Here is a 15,448-nt window from a genome sequence, read left to right as displayed (position 1 = left end):
CAAATTCGAAAATCACTATGCGGGGCGCCCTGCCCTCGCGACTCCAGGACTGGGCGCCGATGCCCGGCCGTTCAGGCCGGGCATGAGGGTCGTATTACTCGGCCGCTTCCGCCGTCCCCGGTCCGACCTTGGAATTGTGCAGGTCGACGTTGAGGCCGAGCGAGCGCATTTCCTTGACCAGCACGTTGAACGATTCCGGAATACCGGCCTCGAAGGTGTCGTCGCCACGCACGATCGCCTCGTACACCTTGGTACGGCCGGCGACGTCGTCCGACTTCACGGTCAGCATCTCCTGGAGCGTGTACGCCGCGCCGTAAGCCTCGAGCGCCCACACTTCCATTTCGCCGAAGCGCTGGCCGCCGAACTGCGCCTTGCCGCCCAGCGGCTGCTGGGTAACGAGCGAGTACGGACCGATCGAACGCGCGTGGATCTTGTCGTCGACGAGATGGTGCAGCTTGAGCATATAGATGTAGCCCACCGTCACCTTGCGATCGAAGGCATCTCCGGTACGGCCGTCATAGACGGTCGACTGACCCGAAGCGTCGAGACCGGCAAGCTTCAGCATCTCCTCGATGTCGGCTTCCTTGGCGCCGTCGAACACCGGCGTCGCGATCGGAACGCCGCGGCTCAGATTGTGGCCGAGCTCGATCAACTCGTTGTCGTTGAGCGACTTGATCGTCTCGTCCTCGCCGTAGACCTTCTTCAAGGTTTCCTTCAGCGGCCTGATGTCCTGCTTCGACAAATAGGCATCGACCGTCTGGCCGATACGCTTGCCGAGGCCGGCGCAGGCCCAGCCGAGATGCGTCTCGAGGATCTGTCCGACGTTCATGCGCGAGGGCACGCCCAGCGGATTAAGCACGATGTCGGCATGCGTACCGTCTTCGAGGAACGGCATGTCCTCGATCGGCACGATCTTCGACACCACGCCCTTGTTGCCGTGGCGGCCGGCCATCTTGTCGCCGGGCTGGATCTTGCGCTTCACCGCGACGAAGACCTTGACCATCTTCATCACGCCGGGCGGCAATTCGTCACCGCGCTGCAGCTTTTCGACCTTGTCAAGGAAGCGCTGTTCCAGCCCCTTCTTCGACTCGTCGTACTGCTTCCGCATGGCCTCGATCTCGGCCATCAGCTTGTCGTTCGGCGAAGCGAACAGCCACCACTGCGACTTCGGGTACTCCTCGAGCACCGCACGGGTGATCTTGGTGTCCTTCTTGAAGCCCTTCGGACCGGCGATGCCCTGCCGTCCTTCGAGCAGCTCGGCAAGACGGTTATAGACGTTGCGGTCCAGGATCGCCTGCTCGTCGTCGCGGTCCTTGGCCAGACGCTCGATCTCTTCCCGCTCGATCGCCAGCGCACGCTCGTCCTTGTCGACGCCGTGCCGGTTGAACACGCGCACTTCGACGATGGTGCCCTGCACGCCCGGAGGAACGCGCAGCGAGGTGTCGCGGACGTCGGAGGCCTTCTCGCCGAAGATGGCACGCAGGAGCTTTTCCTCCGGCGTCATCGGGCTTTCGCCCTTCGGCGTGATCTTGCCGACCAGGATGTCGCCGGCGCGCACTTCCGCACCGATGTACACGATGCCGGCTTCGTCGAGGTTCTTCAGCGCTTCTTCCGAGACGTTCGGAATGTCGCGGGTGATTTCCTCGGGTCCGAGCTTGGTGTCGCGGGCCATCACCTCGAATTCTTCGATATGAATTGAGGTAAACACGTCTTCCTTCACGATCCGCTCGGAGAGCAGGATCGAGTCTTCGAAGTTGTAGCCGTTCCACGGCATGAACGCGACGAGCACGTTGCGGCCGAGCGCGAGCTCGCCGAGATCGGTCGACGGACCGTCGGCGATGATGTCGCCCTTCTTGACGATGTCGCCGACCTTCACCAGCGGACGCTGGTTGATGCAGGTCGACTGGTTGGAGCGCTGGTACTTCATCAGCCGGTAGATATCGACGCCCGACTTGGTCGGATCGAGATCTTCCGTGGCGCGGATGACGACGCGGGTTGCGTCGATCTGGTCGATCACGCCCGAACGGCGCGCTGCGATCGCAGCACCCGAGTCACGCGCAACCACGCCTTCCATGCCAGTGCCGACGAACGGCGCCTCGGCGCGAACCAGCGGCACCGCCTGGCGCTGCATGTTCGAGCCCATCAGCGCGCGGTTGGCGTCGTCGTTCTCGAGGAACGGGATCAACGCGGCTGCGACCGAAACGAGCTGCTTCGGCGACACGTCCATGTAGTCGACCTTGTCCGGGGTCACCGGCAAGACTTCGCCAGCGTGACGGCAGACCACGAGATCTTCCGTGAAGCGGCCCTTCGGATCGAGCGGCACGTTGGCCTGCGCGACCGTGTAGCGGCCCTCTTCCATCGCCGAGAGGTACACGACCTCGTCGGTGACGCGGCCGTCCTTGACCTTACGATAAGGGGTCTCGACGAAGCCGTATTTGTTCACGCGCGCGAAGGTCGCGAGCGAGTTGATCAGGCCGATGTTCGGACCTTCCGGCGTCTCGATCGGGCAGATACGGCCATAATGCGTCGGATGCACGTCGCGCACCTCGAAGCCGGCGCGCTCGCGGGTCAGACCGCCCGGTCCAAGTGCCGAGAGGCGGCGCTTGTGGGTGATCTCCGACAGCGGGTTGGTCTGGTCCATGAACTGCGAGAGCTGCGAGGAGCCGAAGAACTCGCGCACGGCGGCGGCCGCCGGCTTCGCGTTGATCAGGTCCTGCGGCATGACCGTGTCGATGTCGACCGAAGACATGCGCTCCTTGATCGCGCGCTCCATGCGGAGCAAGCCGATGCGGTACTGGTTCTCCATGAGCTCGCCGACCGAACGCACACGGCGGTTGCCGAGATGGTCGATGTCGTCGATCTCGCCCTTGCCGTCGCGCAAATCCACCAGTGTCTTGATGACGGAGAGGATGTCTTCCTTGCGCAGCGTGCGCTGGGTGTCGGGCGCATCGAGGTCGAGGCGCATGTTCATCTTGACGCGGCCGACCGCCGAGAGGTCGTAGCGCTCGGCGTCGAAGAACAGCGACTGGAACATCGCCTGCGCCGAATCCAGCGTCGGCGGCTCGCCGGGACGCATCACGCGGTAGATATCGAACAGCGCGTCCTCGCGCGTCATGTTCTTGTCGGCCGAGAGCGTGTTGCGGATGTAGGCGCCGACATTGACGTGGTCGATGTCGAGCAGCGGCAGTTCCTTGTAGCCCTGCTCGTTGAGAGCCTTCATCGACTTGTCGGTGATCTCTTCACCGGCTTCCGCGTGGATCTCGCCGGTCTTGGGATTGACGAGGTCCTCGGCGATGTAGTTGCCGACGAGCTCCGCATCCGACAGACGCAGCGCCTTCAGCCCCTTCTCCTGCATCTGACGCGCACCGCGCACGGTGAGCTTCTTGCCGGCTTCGAGCACGACCTTGCCGGTATCGGCGTCGATCAGGTCGTTGATGGTCGAGTAGCCGCGGAAACGATTGGCGTCGAACGGAACGCGCCAGCCTTCCTTGATCCGCTTGTACTGGATCTTCTTGTAGAAGGTGCTGAGGATCGCCTCGCCGTCGAGACCGAGCGCGAACATCAGCGACGTCACCGGAAGCTTGCGGCGACGATCGATACGCGCATAGACGATGTCCTTGGCGTCGAACTCGATGTCGAGCCAGGAGCCGCGATACGGGATCACGCGGGCGGCGAACAGCAGCTTGCCCGACGAATGGGTCTTGCCCTTGTCGTGGTCGAAGAACACGCCCGGCGAACGGTGCATCTGCGAGACGATGACGCGCTCGGTGCCGTTGACGATGAAGGTGCCGTTCATCGTCATGAGCGGGATGTCGCCCATGTAGACGTCCTGCTCCTTGATGTCCTTGACCGACTTCGCGCCGGTTTCCTCGTCGATATCGAATACGATGAGGCGCAGCGTCACCTTGAGGGGGGCCGCGAAAGTCATACCGCGCTGGCGGCACTCGTCGACGTCGTATTTCGGCGGCTCGAACTCGTAGCGGACGAATTCCAGCATCGAGGTGCCCGAGAAGTCGGAGATCGGGAACACCGAGCGGAACACCGCCTGCAAGCCCTCGTCAGACCGACCGCCCTGGGGCTCGTCGACCATCAGGAACTGGTCATAGGACGCCTTCTGAACCTCGATGAGGTTCGGCATCTCGGCCACTTCCTTGATGTGTCCGAAGAACTTGCGAACGCGTTTGCGACCGGTGAATGTCTGCTGCGCCATCGTGGCCTCTCATTTTCGTCGCCCGATTTGGGCGCGCCCTCCGGAACGCAGCGACCGCCGCTCCCCGGGTTGAATTTTTCGAACCCGTCTTGGGGGCCGGAGACTCAGTTTCAGGCAGGAATGCCCTGAATCTGTTCTTCAGACCTTCAAAACGCAAAACGACGCGCGGGGCGCAGGAGCGCGCCCGCCCGTCACAACCATCCTCTTCACGGACTGCAAAAGCCCGAAATAGCTTGCTCTCCCAACGGCTTACAGGGGATCCGGTATCCCTGCCCACCGCGCTTTCGTGCTGCCGACCCGATATGGGGCGACATTAGTGCAGATTCGAGGGACAAACCCTCAAATCCCCACACTTTTTCGTGTTCGGCTTGCGTCGGGCGGTTCCGTCGCACGCCTTTTGCATCTAGCCCACCCTTTCGGGGAGTGGACCGAGATCCCGGTTGCGATGATGCTCACCGGGATCTCGTGCCAGTAAGCGATGCTTACTTGAGCTCGACCTTCGCGCCAGCCTTCTCGAGCTGGGCCTTGAGCTTCTCAGCTTCGTCCTTGTTCACGCCTTCCTTGACAGGCTTCGGCGCGCCCTCGACGAGGTCCTTTGCTTCCTTCAGGCCCAGGCCGGTGATGGCGCGGACTTCCTTGATGACCTCGATCTTCTTGTCGCCGGCGGCGGCAAGAACGACCGTGAACTCGGTCTTCTCTTCGGCCGGAGCGGCGGCAGCGCCACCACCAGCCGGGCCGGCCACGGCGACAGCCGCGGCAGCCGAAACGCCCCACTTCTCTTCGAGGAGCTTCGCGAGTTCGGCAGCTTCGAGCACGGTGAGGCTCGAGAGGTCGTCAACGATCTTCTGCAGGTCAGCCATTGTTCAGTTTCCTTGAATGTAAGTCTGGTTCGGGTTTGAGTTTTGCGAAGGGCGTCAGGCCGCTTCGCCCTTTGAGGCATAAGCCTGGATGACGCGCGCGAGCTTGCCCGCGGGCGCGTTGGCGAGCTGAGCGATCTTGGTCGCCGGGGCCACAAGCAGGCCGACGATCTTGGCGCGCAGTTCGTCAAGCGACGGCAGCGAGGCAAGTGCCTTCACGCCGTCGACATTCAGGACGGTCTTTCCCATCGAGCCGCCAATGATGACGAACTTTTCGTTCGCCTTGGCGAATTCGATGGCGACCTTTGGCGCCGCTACCGGATCGTCCGAAGTGGCGATCACGGTCGGTCCCTTCAGCATGGGGCCGATGGCAACGACGTCAGTGCCTTCAAGAGCAATTTTGGCGAGACGGTTCTTCGAGACCTTCACCGAGGCGCCAGCCTGCTTCATCTGCATGCGCAGCTTCTGCATCTGGGCAACGGTCAGGCCGGAATATTGGGCAACGACCGCGACGCTCGTGGTCTTGAAGACCCCATTGAGCTGTTCGACCGCTTCCTTTTTTGCCGCTCGTTCCACAGCAAGCTCTTTCCGGTTGGCGGTCATCGCGAAAGCGGGACCGCCGGGTTGCACCCATCGTCCCACCAAACCTGAACCTCAGGGCAAAACCCATCGGACACGCCGGGCAAGACGACAATTCAAAGCCTGCCCTCCGGGAGCGCGTTAGAGCCCACGGCGTGTCGAGGTCCGAACCAAACCCATTCCGCAACCGCCCCTAAGGTGGTCACGACGTGAAATCCGGTCTTCACCCGTCTATGCAGGCCATGCGATTAAGCCGTTGAGAAATCGAAATTCCCCGCGGGCGCCTGCAGTCTTGGACAGGACAAGGTCAGCCGGCGAACCGCCCGACCTCTGCCCGCATCCCACGCCCGACGAATTTCCCTCCTTTTCCAGCCAATCCTCACGGACGTCCTGAAAAGGAATGATCTCCATCGCTTGTTTTCGGAATGCGTGCACGAACGCGCCAGCCAAGGCCGGTGCGTCCGGAAGCGGTTCTTTAACCGCTCGGAGCCTGCTTGCCAAGAGCAAAATTCACACCAGTTCCAATCCGTTGCCGCAGGCGCTTGACCCGGCCGACAAGGGCCGATTCAGGCTCATTTGACCCCGTAAGGCAGCGGCCTGCCCTCGAAAAACGCGGACAGGTTCGCCAGCACGCAGTTCTGCATGGCGACGTGCGATTCGAGCGTGTGGCCGCCGATATGGGGAGCGAATACGACGTTGGGCAGCGCCGTCAGCGCGTCCGGGGCGTGCGGCTCCTTGTCGTAGACGTCGAGACCGGCGCCGGCGATGGTCTTTTCGGTGAGCGCCACCACTAGGGCTTTCTCGTCGATCACCGAGCCGCGGGAGATGTTGACGACATAGCCGTCCGCCCCGAGGCGCTTGAGGATATCGGCGCTGACGGCATGCTGGGTCTCGGCTCCTGCCCGGACCGCAATCATCAACACGCTGCACCAGTCGGCGAGCGCCTCCAGCGTCGGGAAATATTGATAGGGCAGATCGTATTTGCTGCGGCTGAAATAGCCGACCTCGCTCTCAAAGGATGCGCAACGCGCCGCGATCTTGCGGCCGATCTCGCCCATGCCGTAGACGCCGATGCGGCGGCCCGGCATGCCCACCTGCGGGCGCATCATCGGCGAGGGCTTTGACGCGGCCCAATCGCCGCTTCGGACGTACTGGTCGGCCACCAGGATTCGCCGCGTCGCCGCGAGCATCAGGGTCATCGCGATGTCGGCGACCGAGGCCGCATTGGCGCCCGGGCTATGTCCGACCGCGATGTTGCGGGCAGCAGCGGCCTTCAGGTCAACACCGTCATAGCCAGTGCCGTAGCAGACGATGGCGCCGAGCTTCGGAAACAGGTCCATCGCCTCCGCGCCAAGTGGCGTGCCGCCGGCGGTGAGCACCGCGCGGATGCCGCCGAGTTCGTCGGCCGAAAACACCTCGCGCGCCGGCTTGCCGGCGGTGTCGAGCAGCTCGAACCGCTCGGCGAAGCGCGCCATCATCGTCTTGGGAAAGCGCGAGTAGATCAGGACCTTGTCAGTCATTGTTCTTGTTTCCGGTGAACGCCGTCACAAATGACGAGGGGCGGAATCGGTTGCCCAATTCCGCCCCTCGCCTCATGTCATTTCCAGACCTTAGCCGAGAATGGTGCCCGGCTCGACCTTCACGCCGGGGCCCATCGACGAGGACACCGCAACGCGCTGGATGTAGGTGCCCTTGGAACCGGCCGGCTTGGCCTTGGAGACAGCGTCCGCCAGGGCCTTGATGTTCTCGACCAGTTTTTCCTCGGTGAACGAGGCCTTGCCAACACCAGCCTGCAGGATGCCGGCCTTCTCGACGCGGAACTCGACCGAGCCGCCCTTGGCACCCTTCACCGCACCGGTGACGTCCATGGTCACGGTGCCGATCTTCGGGTTCGGCATCAGGCCGCGCGGGCCGAGCACCTTACCAAGGCGGCCGACCAGCGGCATCATGTCGGGGGTTGCGATACAGCGGTCGAAATCGATCGTGCCGTTCTGCACCTTCTCGACCAGGTCCTCGGCGCCGACGACATCGGCACCCGCGGCCTTGGCCTCGTCGGCCTTGGCGCCGCGGGCGAACACGCCAACGCGGAGCGTACGGCCAGTGCCGTTCGGCAGGGTCACGACACCGCGGACCATCTGGTCGGCGTGACGCGGATCGACGCCGAGGTTGATCGCGACCTCGATGGTCTCGTCGAACTTCGCTTTCGCGCGTTCCTTGACCATCTTGATGGCGTCCGCGAGCGGGTAAAGCTTTTCGCGATCAATACCTTCGCGGGCTTTGTTCAAACGCTTTCCGATTGCCATGAGCCCTTACCCCGCCACTTCCAGACCCATCGAACGGGCAGAGCCCTCGACCATCTTCATGGCCGACTCGATCGAGTCGCAATTGAGATCCTTCATCTTCTTCTCGGCGATCTCGCGCACCTGCGCTTTGGTCACCGCACCCGCCTTGTCACGGCCCGGCGCCTTGGAGCCGGACTGGATTTTGGCAGCCTGCTTGAGGAAGAAGGACATGGGCGGCGTCTTCATCTCGAACGTGAATGAACGATCGGCGTAGATCGTGATCACGACGGGAATCGGGGTATTCTTCTCTTCCTTCTGGGTCTGGGCGTTGAACGCCTTGCAGAACTCCATGATGTTGAGACCGCGCTGACCGAGCGCGGGACCGATCGGGGGCGAAGGATTCGCCGCACCGGCCGGGACCTGAAGCTTCAGGTATCCGGTCACTTTCTTTGCCATGTATCACTCCTGTTGGGCCGGCCTGGGCCGGCGGTTTCAGGTTCGTGGTCTGGGTCGGATGCGGCTGGCAACCGCCCTCTCCCTCCCACGGCCTCTTGTTGCGCGAGACCGAAGTCTCACGCCTACGCGATCAGACCTTCTCGACCTGACCGAATTCCAGTTCGACCGGCGTGGCGCGGCCGAAGATCGACACCGCGACCTTCACGCGCGAGCGCGCCTCGTCGATTTCCTCGACCACACCCGAGAACGAGGCAAACGGGCCGTCGGCCACGCGCACGTTCTCGCCGATCTCGAACGACACCGACGCCTTCGGCCGCTCCACGCCCTCCTGCACCTGGTGCAGAATGCGCATGGCCTCAGCTTCCGAAATCGGCATCGGCTTGTTTTCCGCGCCGAGGAAGCCGGTCACCTTCGGCGTATTCTTGATCAGATGAAACGCCTCGTCGGTCAGCTTCATCTTCACCAGCACGTAGCCCGGGAAGAACTTACGCTCAGCGTCGATCTTGCGGCCGCGGCGCACTTCCGTGACCTTCTCGGTCGGAACCAGCACCAGCTCGAACAGCTCCTCGAGCCCGCGCTGCTTGGCCTGCTCGCGGATCGATTCGGCGACCTTCTTCTCGAAGTTCGAATAGGCGTGGACGATGTACCAGCGCTTGTCAGACAATTGAGCCGTTGCTGTTGCCATCAGTGAATGCCCAGAAGGAAGGTGATGAGGACGCGGATGATCTGGTCGGCGGCGAAGAAGAAGATCGAGGCCACGGCGACCATCACGAACACCATGATGGTGGTGATCGTGGTCTCGCGGCGGGTCGGCCAGGTGACCTTGGCGGTCTCCGAGCGGACTTCCTGCAAGAACTTGAACGGGCTGACTGCCATCGTTTGATGTCCAACGTCCGTCGACAGACGCGAATGAATTTCAGGGATCCGAACAGCCGCCGTTGGCCCAGCCCTCTGTCTCGAAGGATGAGCCGGAAACCGGGCTCGATTGTTCGGGGATTTCAAAGCCGCGCCGGAGATCCGCGTCTAACGGGCCGGCTGCGAGTGCGCGGTATCTACTGCGGATGGGGCCAAAGGTCAAGATAGGGCGGCCCTGCGCGCGCAAAACGACCTCCGCGGGCGACCGACCAGAGATCAGGCCGATCAAGGGCTTATCTGCCGCCTGCAATGCGCCGTCCCAAGGCCGCAGCCGGTTCCTTGCAGGACGACACCACCGGCGCCCCCTCACCTGCCGCCCCTTTGGCGACTCTCAAGGTCAGTCCGCCCGGTCGATCGTCGAAATGCCCGGCAACGGCACAACGAACTTTCCGCCCTCTGCGAAATAGCCGGCGTGCTTGGCCCGGATCGGATCCACATAGCGCCAGGCGAAGACGACGACGAACGCCGGCTTGCGCTCGTAAAGGGCGGCGGGCGGCAGTATCGGGATGTCGTACCCAGGGCCGGCCATCACGTTCCCCTTCTTGGGGTCGTCGTCCACCAGGAAATCGATCTTGTTCTCCAGGCCGAACTGCGGCAGCAGGGTCGTGGTCCCCACCGAGACGCCGTAGCCGGCCACGAGCTGGCCGCGCGCATGGGCGGCATCGGCCATCGCGACCAGCTCGTCGCGGATGGCGGCGATCCTCTTCGCATAGGGCACATAGTAGGCCGACCGGTCGACGCCGAGCCGGTCTTCCTCGGCGATGAAGCGGGCGACCTCCGCGGACGGCTTCTTCGCGCCGCCGGTACGCTGCACCGTCACCCGGATCGAGCCGCCCTTGGTCTCGATGTGCTGGACGTCGATCAATTCCATGCCAAGCCGCGCGAAGAAGCGTGTCAGCGGCTTGATGTTAAAATACGACAGATGCTCGTGGTAGACGGTGTCGAGAAGGTTCTTCTCGGTGACGTCGACGCAATACTGCGTTTCGAAAACGAACAGCCCGTCCGGCGCAAGCACGTCGCGAACCCCGATCACCAGCGGGTCTAGATTGTCGACATTGGCGATCATGTTGTTGGCGATTACGACGCTGGCCGCGCCATGGCTTTGCAGGATGCGGCGACCGATGGCATCGGTGAAGAAATCGCCGATAGTCTCGATTCCCGCTTCCGTCGCACGCCGCGCGATGTCGACGGCGGGATCGACACCCAGCACCCGCATGCCGCGCTCCTTAAAGAAACCGAGCAGCGATCCGTCGTTGCTGCCGAGCTCGACGACCAGCGAGCCCGGCGCGATGGCGAACCGGCTGACGACGTCGTTGGCGTAGCCCGCGAAGTGCTCCCGCAGGCCAAGCGAGAGCGAGGTGGTATAGACGTAGTTTCGGTACTGGATCTCTGGATTGCCGACGTGGAGAATCTGCAGATGGCCGCAGTCCGCGCACAGGTGCAGCGCCATCGGCACCGCGGCCCGAAAGACGGGATCGTCGACGCTTGCATCCGGCACCTGGAAGTTCGGCGTGCCAATGGGCATGCCTGCCATCGGGACGACAAGCTCTTGCTTGTCCGAATGACAGAGGCGGCAGGTATGACGGACGTAGAACAGGTTTTTCATCGTAGGACCGTAAGACGGAGACATGCGAACAGGTGAGGCAATCTCACCCCGTGGTGATCAGATCGACGGCACCGCCTCAGGACGCCGGATATTCCGCGCGACCGATGATGAGGTCGATCGCGGCCATCATCCAGAACTGATGCGTGGTCTCGACGATGTTGTAGCTGCGGCTGTCGACGTAATAATTGACGTCGCCGAGATTGCGCAGGGGATTCTCCGCGTTCATGCCCGACAGCGTGATCACATCGAGGTTCATCGTCCGCGCCTGCGCGACCGCATTGAGAATGTTCTTCGAGCGTCCCGACGAGCTGATCGCGACGAGGCAATCGCCAGCGCGGGCGCTCAGCCTCACAGCATGCGCAAGCCAGTCCTCGAAACCGTAATCATTGGCAAGGCACGAAATCATGCTGGCATCGCTGAAGCAGAGTGCGGGCACTGATGCGTTCTTCGCCAGATCGATCGCGAGATGGGAGGCGATGCCGGCCGAGCCTCCATTGCCGATGAAGATGACGCGGCCGCCCTGCTCGCGCGCGCGCAACCAGGCCGTGCGGGTGGCGGAAATCCTGGCGAAAATCCCGTCGTCAATTGCCGTCGCGCGATGGAGGCGCCCCACATAATCGTCGAGGAAAGCCTTGTGATCGGGATCGATGGGCTCCACAGGCATAGGTTGGCAGCTCGACGGCGACATGACGTCCTGATACCGGCTATCACCAGGGATTGCAAAGGTATATTACCTTCGAAGTCTATCAGCAGCCGATTCGGTTTCCACCTTCACTCAACATTGGCGAGCCTGTTTCGCTGGGCATTCGCATCACGGATGTTCCTATGAAATGCATCGTTACTGGTGGCGCCGGCTTCATCGGCAGTCACCTCCTCGACCGCCTCCTCGACGATGGCCACGAGGTCATCGCGCTCGATAATTTCGTGATCGGACGCCCCGAAAATCTGGCCTCGCGCATCGATTCGAATCGACTGAAAGTCGTGCGGGCCGACGTCACCGAACTCGAATCGATCAAGCCGCATTTCGACGGCATCGACTGGGTGTTCCATCTCGCCGCGCTGGCCGACATCGTTCCCTCGATCGAGTCCCCGATCCCCTATCACCGCGCCAATGTCGACGGCACCGTGAACGTTCTCGAGGCTGCACGGCAGGCCGGCGTCAGCCGCTTCGTTTATGCCGCGTCGTCGTCCTGCTACGGAATTCCGGACGTCTATCCGACGCCGGAGAGCGCCGAGATCCGCCCGATGTATCCCTATGCCCTCACCAAGAATCTCGGCGAGCAGTGCGTCATGCACTGGTGCCAGGTCTACAAGCTGCCCGCGGTCGCGCTGCGCCTGTTCAACGTGTACGGGCCGCGCCATCGCACCACGGGCACCTACGGCGCCGTGTTCGGCGTGTTCATGGCGCAGAAGCTCGCCGGCAAGCCCTTCACGGTGGTTGGCGACGGCGAGCAGACCCGCGACTTCACCTTCGTCAGCGATGTCGCCGACGCTTTCGTGACCGCTGCGCGCTCCGACGTCTCGAACGAAATTTTCAACGTCGGCTCCGACAACACCTACAGTGTCAACCGGCTGGTCGAGCTTCTCGGCGGCGACAAGGTCCACATTCCCAAGCGTCCCGGCGAGCCCGATTGCACCTATGCCGACATCACCAAGATCAAGCGGATCCTGAAATGGACGCCGAGGGTAAAATTTGAGGACGGGGTCGCGACGATGCTGAAGTCGATGGATCAGTACAAGGACGCTCCCTTGTGGACGGTGGACAAGATCGCGGACGCCACGAAGGACTGGTTCAAATATCTCGGGGACAACACCGACGCGGCGTCCGGCGCACCGCAGAAGGCAAGCCAGTGAACAGGTTCACCGGGTATTGTTGCCGCGAATCGATCAATTCCGGGCCGCCCGGCTGAGTCCGGCCGGCGCTTTGGGTTATTCACATGGGCAATCTTCCGACCGGCAATCCCGCGTTGAACGACCAACTGGCGGCGCACGAAAAGATCAAGACGATCGAGGAATTGGGCGAGATCGCGCGGTCCGCGCAGGCGCGGGGCCGGAAGGTTGCACTCTGCCACGGCGTCTTCGACCTCGTGCATCTCGGCCATATCAGACACATCCAGGCGGCGCGCAACGAGGGCGACGTCGTCATGGTGACGATCACCGCCGACCGTTACGTCAACAAGGGCCCCGGTCGACCGATCTTCCCCGAAAATATGCGGGCCGAGATGCTGGCCTCGCTCGCGACGGTCGATTGGGTCGGTATCAATCACACTTCCAGCGCCGAGCCGATCCTGGATACGGTGAGGCCGGACATCTATGTGAAGGGGTCCGACTACGAAAATCCCGAAGACGACGTGACCGGCAAGATCCGAACCGAGCGCGACGCCGTCGAGCGTCACGGCGGACGCATCGTGTTCACCCGGGACGTGACATTCAGCTCCTCGTCGCTGGTGAACCGGTATTTCGACATCTACGATCCTCCACTCCGCGACTACCTGCAAAAAGTCCGTGAAGGTGGCGGCGCCGATCGCCTGCTGAAGCTGATCGACAAAGTGCAGGACATGCACGTCGTGCTGGTCGGCGACACCATCATCGACGAATACCAGTACGTCACGGCGCTCGGAAAGGCCTCGAAGGAAAACATCGTCGCCACGCTGTTCAAGAGCGGCGAGCAATTTGCCGGCGGAGTCATTGCCGCGGCGAACCATGTCGCGAGCTTCTGCAAGTCGGTGGAGGTCGTCACGACGCTGGGTGGCAACGACTACCCTGAGGAGTTCATTCGTGCGCATGTCCGCCCGAATGTCACGTTGACGCCGATCCGCCTTCAGGGCCGTCCGACGACCCGCAAATCGCGGTACGTCGAGCTGGGGTATCTGCACAAGCTCTTCGAAGTCTACACCATGGACGATACGCCGCTCGAGGAGGCCGATCGGAAGGAGATCGACCGCATCACGACGGAGCGCGTCCGTGGCGCGGACGTGGTGATCGCCACGGATTTCGGCCACGGCATGATCGCGTCGAGCACGATCGACACCCTGATCGCCAAGTCCAAGTTCCTGGCGGTCAATGCCCAGAGCAACAGCGGCAATCACGGGTACAATTTGATCACGAGGTATCCGCGAGCCGACTACATCTGCATCGACGCGCCGGAGGCGCGTCTGGCTGCAACCGACAAGTTCAGCGACATCGCGTCCGTGATCGAGGCCGGCCTGCACGGCAAGATCGACTGCGACAACATGATCATCACGCACGGCTCCTTCGGCTGCTACCCCTTCTCGTCGAAAACCGGCGTCACGCGCGTTCCCGCCTTCACCAAGACCGTCGTGGACACCGTCGGCGCGGGCGACGCCTTCCTGACGATCACCGCGCCGCTGGTCGCCGCCGGCGGCAACATCGAGGACGTCGCCTTCATCGGCAACGCAGCCGGCGCGATCAAGGTCGGGATCGTCGGCCACCGCAGCTCGGTCGAGAAGGTGCCGCTGGTCAAGTTCGTCACCGCGTTGTTGAAGTAGCGCGACGGCAGATACTGGAGAACGACAGTGATTGGTCAAAAGTGGAATGTGATGGTCACCGGTGGTGCCGGCTATGTCGGCAGCGTGCTGGTTCCCCAGTTGCTCGCTGCGGGCCACAAGGTCACCGTGCTGGACCTGTTCATGTATGGCGAGGACGTGTTCGATGCCGTCCGCAACAATCCCAATTTGCGCCTGATCAAGGGCGACATCCGTGACGAAGCCGCGATCAACGAGGCCCTGCGCGGCAACAACGCCGTCATCCACCTCGCCTGCATCTCCAACGACCCGTCGTTCGAACTGGACCCGGGGCTCGGCAAGTCCATCAATTACGACTGCTTCCGGCCGATGGTGCGCGCCGCCAAGAAGGCGGGCATCAAGCGCTTCATCTATGCCTCTTCGTCCAGCGTCTACGGCATCAAGGACGAAGCCGAGGTGACCGAGGACCTGTCCTGCGAGCCGCTCACGGACTACTCGAAGTTCAAGGCGATGTGCGAAACCGACCTTGCCGACGAGGCCGCGTCCGGGTTCGTCGCCTGCACGGTCCGCCCGGCTACCGTCTGCGGCTACGCACCGCGGCAGCGGCTCGACGTCGTCGTCAACATCCTGACTAATCTCGCGGTCAACACCGGCCGCATCCGCGTGTTCGGCGGTACGCAGCGCCGGCCCAATTTGCACATCGAGGACATGTCAGCTGCCTATCTGTTCCTGCTCCAGCAGGATGACGCAAAGATCGACGGCAAGACCTACAATATCGGCTACGAGAACCACTCGCTGATGAAGATCGCCGACATCGTCAAGTCGGTGGTCGGCAGCAATGTCGACGTCGTCGTCGAGCCGACGGACGATCTCCGCTCCTACCACGTCTCTTCGGAGAAGATCCGCCGCGAGCTCGGCTTTGCGCCGACCCACACGATCGAGCAGGCCGTGTCCGGACTCGTGAACGCCTTCAAGGGGGGCCGCCTGCCGAACTCGCTCAACGACCCCCGGTACTTCAACATCAAGATGATGCAGAACATCAGCCTGAAGTGAGCGGC

13 protein-coding genes are annotated in these 15,448 nt (G+C 62.6%); 3 read left to right on the top strand and 10 right to left on the bottom strand.

Features of this window, described 5'->3' with window-relative positions:
- Positions 1-94 precede the first annotated feature (94 nt).
- The 10 genes from rpoB to AC0L3P_RS01625 all read right to left on the bottom strand — a co-directional run bounded on the left by rpoB (position 95) and on the right by AC0L3P_RS01625 (position 11,569).
- The gene (rpoB, locus tag AC0L3P_RS01670) at positions 95-4,210 is read right to left on the bottom strand and encodes a DNA-directed RNA polymerase subunit beta (protein WP_007602996.1); all 4,116 of its coding nucleotides are present in this window, start codon (positions 4,208-4,210) and stop codon (positions 95-97) included.
- 482 nt (positions 4,211-4,692) lie between these two features.
- On the bottom strand, positions 4,693-5,070 hold the full coding sequence (gene rplL, locus AC0L3P_RS01665; protein WP_007602994.1) for a 50S ribosomal protein L7/L12: 378 nt from the start codon (positions 5,068-5,070) through the stop codon (positions 4,693-4,695).
- A 54-nt stretch (positions 5,071-5,124) separates the two neighbouring features.
- Positions 5,125-5,643 carry a 50S ribosomal protein L10 gene (rplJ, locus tag AC0L3P_RS01660; RefSeq protein WP_275168107.1) on the bottom strand — a complete coding sequence of 173 codons (519 nt, stop codon included), beginning with the start codon at positions 5,641-5,643 and terminating at the stop codon, positions 5,125-5,127.
- 575 nt (positions 5,644-6,218) lie between these two features.
- Positions 6,219-7,166 carry a 2-hydroxyacid dehydrogenase gene (locus AC0L3P_RS01655; RefSeq protein ID WP_473300853.1) on the bottom strand — a complete coding sequence of 316 codons (948 nt, stop codon included), beginning with the start codon at positions 7,164-7,166 and terminating at the stop codon, positions 6,219-6,221.
- 90 nt (positions 7,167-7,256) lie between these two features.
- The gene (gene rplA, locus AC0L3P_RS01650; RefSeq protein WP_007602988.1) at positions 7,257-7,949 is read right to left on the bottom strand and encodes a 50S ribosomal protein L1; all 693 of its coding nucleotides are present in this window, start codon (positions 7,947-7,949) and stop codon (positions 7,257-7,259) included.
- 6 nt (positions 7,950-7,955) lie between these two features.
- On the bottom strand, positions 7,956-8,384 hold the full coding sequence (gene rplK, locus AC0L3P_RS01645; RefSeq protein WP_007602986.1) for a 50S ribosomal protein L11: 429 nt from the start codon (positions 8,382-8,384) through the stop codon (positions 7,956-7,958).
- Between the two features lie 130 nt (positions 8,385-8,514).
- A complete protein-coding gene (gene nusG / locus AC0L3P_RS01640; RefSeq protein WP_007602985.1) occupies positions 8,515-9,069 on the bottom strand; it encodes a transcription termination/antitermination protein NusG in 555 nt (184 codons plus the stop codon).
- The gene (gene secE, locus AC0L3P_RS01635) at positions 9,069-9,260 is read right to left on the bottom strand and encodes a preprotein translocase subunit SecE (RefSeq protein WP_007602984.1); all 192 of its coding nucleotides are present in this window, start codon (positions 9,258-9,260) and stop codon (positions 9,069-9,071) included. Before secE ends, nusG begins: the two co-directional genes overlap by 1 nt.
- 376 nt (positions 9,261-9,636) lie before the next feature.
- The gene (locus tag AC0L3P_RS01630; protein ID WP_275168109.1) at positions 9,637-10,905 is read right to left on the bottom strand and encodes a class I SAM-dependent methyltransferase; all 1,269 of its coding nucleotides are present in this window, start codon (positions 10,903-10,905) and stop codon (positions 9,637-9,639) included.
- 76 nt (positions 10,906-10,981) lie between these two features.
- Positions 10,982-11,569 carry an SIS domain-containing protein gene (locus tag AC0L3P_RS01625; protein ID WP_275168111.1) on the bottom strand — a complete coding sequence of 196 codons (588 nt, stop codon included), beginning with the start codon at positions 11,567-11,569 and terminating at the stop codon, positions 10,982-10,984.
- Between the two features lie 161 nt (positions 11,570-11,730).
- On the opposite strand from AC0L3P_RS01625, the gene AC0L3P_RS01620 reads away from it, so the two are divergent.
- From AC0L3P_RS01620 to AC0L3P_RS01610, 3 genes are all read left to right on the top strand, one after another.
- Positions 11,731-12,759, top strand: a complete 1,029-nt coding sequence (locus tag AC0L3P_RS01620) for an SDR family oxidoreductase (RefSeq protein ID WP_275168112.1) — start codon at positions 11,731-11,733, stop codon at positions 12,757-12,759.
- 83 nt (positions 12,760-12,842) lie between these two features.
- Positions 12,843-14,414, top strand: coding sequence for a PfkB family carbohydrate kinase (locus AC0L3P_RS01615; protein ID WP_473300852.1), 1,572 nt, complete (start codon positions 12,843-12,845; stop codon positions 14,412-14,414).
- Positions 14,415-14,441: 27 nt separating this feature from the next.
- Positions 14,442-15,443, top strand: a complete 1,002-nt coding sequence (locus tag AC0L3P_RS01610) for an NAD-dependent epimerase/dehydratase family protein (RefSeq protein WP_473300851.1) — start codon at positions 14,442-14,444, stop codon at positions 15,441-15,443.
- Positions 15,444-15,448: the final 5 nt, after the last annotated feature.

The organism is Bradyrhizobium sp. WSM4874 (genome assembly GCF_055811835.1).
Note: the sequence above shows the minus strand (reverse complement) of the source record. Positions and strands in the feature narration are given on the sequence as shown.

Bases quoted from the DNA above. Each gene is read 5' to 3' on its own strand.
- rpoB (WP_007602996.1), bottom strand. From the start codon at position 4,210: ATGGCGCAGCAGACATTCACCGGTCGCAAACGCGTTCGCAAGTTCTTC.
- rplL (WP_007602994.1), bottom strand. From the start codon at position 5,070: ATGGCTGACCTGCAGAAGATCGTTGACGACCTCTCGAGCCTCACCGTG.
- AC0L3P_RS01655 (WP_473300853.1), bottom strand. From the start codon at position 7,166: ATGACTGACAAGGTCCTGATCTACTCGCGCTTTCCCAAGACGATGATG.
- rplA (WP_007602988.1), bottom strand. From the start codon at position 7,949: ATGGCAATCGGAAAGCGTTTGAACAAAGCCCGCGAAGGTATTGATCGC.
- rplK (WP_007602986.1), bottom strand. From the start codon at position 8,384: ATGGCAAAGAAAGTGACCGGATACCTGAAGCTTCAGGTCCCGGCCGGT.
- nusG (WP_007602985.1), bottom strand. From the start codon at position 9,069: ATGGCAACAGCAACGGCTCAATTGTCTGACAAGCGCTGGTACATCGTC.
- secE (WP_007602984.1), bottom strand. From the start codon at position 9,260: ATGGCAGTCAGCCCGTTCAAGTTCTTGCAGGAAGTCCGCTCGGAGACC.
- AC0L3P_RS01630 (WP_275168109.1), bottom strand. From the start codon at position 10,905: ATGAAAAACCTGTTCTACGTCCGTCATACCTGCCGCCTCTGTCATTCG.
- AC0L3P_RS01625 (WP_275168111.1), bottom strand. From the start codon at position 11,569: ATGCCTGTGGAGCCCATCGATCCCGATCACAAGGCTTTCCTCGACGAT.
- AC0L3P_RS01620 (WP_275168112.1), top strand. From the start codon at position 11,731: ATGAAATGCATCGTTACTGGTGGCGCCGGCTTCATCGGCAGTCACCTC.
- AC0L3P_RS01615 (WP_473300852.1), top strand. From the start codon at position 12,843: ATGGGCAATCTTCCGACCGGCAATCCCGCGTTGAACGACCAACTGGCG.